The sequence below is a fragment of the Arthrobacter sp. H41 genome (assembly GCF_000520535.1).
Classification (GTDB): Bacteria; Actinomycetota; Actinomycetes; order Actinomycetales; family Micrococcaceae; genus Arthrobacter_D.
This window is the reverse complement of record NZ_KI914786.1, coordinates 6100-8511: the sequence shown is the minus strand read 5'-3', so window position 1 is coordinate 8511 and position 2412 is coordinate 6100. Positions and strand designations below refer to the sequence as shown.

Below are 2412 nucleotides of genomic sequence, written 5' to 3'. Positions count from 1 at the left end.
GCGCCCCTGCCGCACCCGCCGTCGTCACGGCCGGTATTGCCCTCGAGTTCTTCCAGGCTGCTGCGCTCATCCATGATGACATCATCGATCGGTCGGACACCCGGAGGGGTGCGCCGAGCGTCCACCGGCAGTTCAGCATCCAGCACCGGAACGCACGGTGGCACCTGGATCCGGAGCGCTTCGGTGCTTCCTCGGCGATCCTCGCCGGTGATCTGTGCCTGGCGTTCAGCGAGGAATTGTTCACTTCTGCCTGCGAGGGCCTGGATTGCGCCAGCGCCAGGCCGATCTTCAACCGGATGCGGACCGAGGTGATGGCGGGCCAGTACCTCGACCTCCTCGAGGAGGCGGTGGGCCCCGACCAAACGCCCGACGCCGCAGCTGAGCGGGCGCTCAACATCCTGCGGTTCAAGTCCGCCAAGTACTCGATGGAGCGGCCGCTGATGCTGGGAGGAGCACTGGCGGGAGCAGGGCCGGAGCTGCTCGAGGCATTCTCCTCGTTCGCCCTGCCGCTCGGAGAAGCTTTCCAGCTGCGCGATGACGTCCTTGGGGTGTTCGGGGACCCGGCAATCACGGGGAAACCCGCGGGTGACGACCTTCGCGAAGGGAAACGCACCTATCTCATTGCACGCACCCTCGGCGCCAGTGACGCCCGCGGCAGGGCCATGATCAACAGCCTCCTGGGAAGGCCCGACCTGTCGGATGCTGACGTAGCGGAGTTGCGCGGCAGGATCGAGGAGAGCGGTGCGCTCGCGCATACCGAACAATTGATCGCCAGGCGCTCGGCCGACGCGTTCCTCGCGTTGGACGGGCTCCCCATCGACGATCTCCCGGCTGCCGCACTCCGTGCCCTCGCCGAGGCGGCAGTCACCAGGACGTTCTAGGGTACGGCCCGTTGAGGGGCGCCCTCGCCGCCTGTCCGAGGCTCAGGAGTGTCGGCGGTTACCAGGCCGCGGCCTGTGCGCGTCGCCGAATCTCCGTCTTGCGGCCCTCACGCAACGCATCGATGGGACGCCCGGGAAGGGATTCGTCGTCGGTGAAGAGCCAGCGGATGATTTCGTGGTCCTTGAAGCCGGAGTCGGCAAGCACCACCACGGTGCCGCGGAGGCTCTCGAGGACGGCATTCTCAAGGAAGAATTCGGCGGGAATGCTCCGGATGTTGCGGTCGGTAATTCTTACGGACACCAGTGCCCTGTCATCGAGCAATCCGTGGACTTTCGTAATCGAAACGCCCAGAAGGGCGGCGACGTCGGGCAGGTTCATCCAGCCAGGTACAAGTTCTTCAAGTTCCATCACCCTCTAAGGGTGCCATGAGCGCCACGGGAGCCACCACTTCGGAACCGGACCGCGCCTGACACGCCGCCGGGTGATCTCCCTCCCATCCGGGGCTCTTGTGATACGCGGGGAGTCGTGTAGATTCACATAAGTCACAGCGGCAACAGAAAGCACACGTGACCCTTTTGCATCACCTTTGCACCCTCGGTGCGTCCTGGCCAGATCTCATCCAGGGCGTCCGCACCACGCGCGGTTCCCGTACCGCCTCCAGATGAGGAACAGAACATGACTGCCCAGCGACCCCCTGCATCGCCGTCCGGATTCCCGGCGGCCGACACTGTGCGCACTCCGCCCCGACGCCTCAGCCTCGCTGTGTCCACGGCTGCCATCCCCGCCGTCCTCCTTTCCTCGGTCGCCCTTGCCCAGCCGGCCGCGGCTGTCCAGGTTCAGCCGTCTTCGGTGGTGCGGGCCTTCAGCCCTTCGGCCCCGGTCCCCCTCCACGCCGTCGTCCCCGCCGCCCTCGTCGCGGCCCAGGTCCCGGCGCTTGCTATCCCCGCCGTGATCACTCCCGAGAGCTACACCGTCCGGGCCGGCGACACCATCAGCGCCATCGCGGCCAGGCACGACCTGTCGATGAGTGATGTTCTCGACCTCAACGGCATGACCGTGCGCACGATCATCTACCCGGGCCAGAAGATCAAGCTCACCGGCGCCCCTGCCACCGGGACACCTGCGGGCGAGGAGGAGAAGCCCGGATCGACGGCGCCGCAGGGCTCCTACACAGTCCGATCCGGAGACACGCTCGGCGCAATTGCAGCACGCCACGGCGTCAGCCTTCCGAGTATCCTTTCGGCCAACAATCTCTCCCTGACCTCGATCATCTTCCCGGGCCAGAAGCTCGTTCTGGGTGGAGCGGCGGGTCCCGCACCGGAAACGGCACCGGCTCCAACGCCGGGAGCAGAGCCGGCACCTGCACCCGCGGCTGCCTACACGATCAAATCGGGCGACACCCTCGGTGCCATAGCGGCACGGCATGGCGTAAGCCTCAGCAGTATCCTCGCGGCGAACAATCTCGCCATGAGCTCGGTGATCCACCCCGGCCAGAAACTGAACCTCGGCTCGTCGACGATCTCCGTCCAG

Annotated in this window: 3 protein-coding genes; 2 read left to right on the top strand and 1 reads right to left on the bottom strand. The window is 66.3% G+C overall.

Annotation, left to right across the window (positions count from 1 at the left end; all coding sequences use genetic code 11):
• Nucleotides 1–881, top strand: an 881-nt coding sequence (locus Y705_RS18195) for a polyprenyl synthetase family protein (protein WP_081737882.1), incomplete at its 5' end; no start/stop codon positions are given.
• Nucleotides 882–939: 58 nt separating this feature from the next.
• Here Y705_RS18195 and Y705_RS0107375 read toward each other — a convergent pair.
• Nucleotides 940–1290: an Rv2175c family DNA-binding protein gene (locus Y705_RS0107375; protein ID WP_049822420.1), complete on the bottom strand. Its 351-nt coding sequence runs from the start codon at nucleotides 1288–1290 to the stop codon at nucleotides 940–942.
• Between the two features lie 267 nt (nucleotides 1291–1557).
• Here Y705_RS0107375 and Y705_RS22255 point away from each other — a divergent pair.
• The coding region (locus Y705_RS22255; protein ID WP_162149053.1) for a muramidase family protein at nucleotides 1558–2412 on the top strand (855 nt) is incomplete at its 3' end.

Coding starts and splice junctions, on each gene's coding strand:
- Y705_RS0107375 (WP_049822420.1), bottom strand. CDS start 1,290: ATGGAACTTGAAGAACTTGTACCTGGCTGGATGAACCTGCCCGACGTC.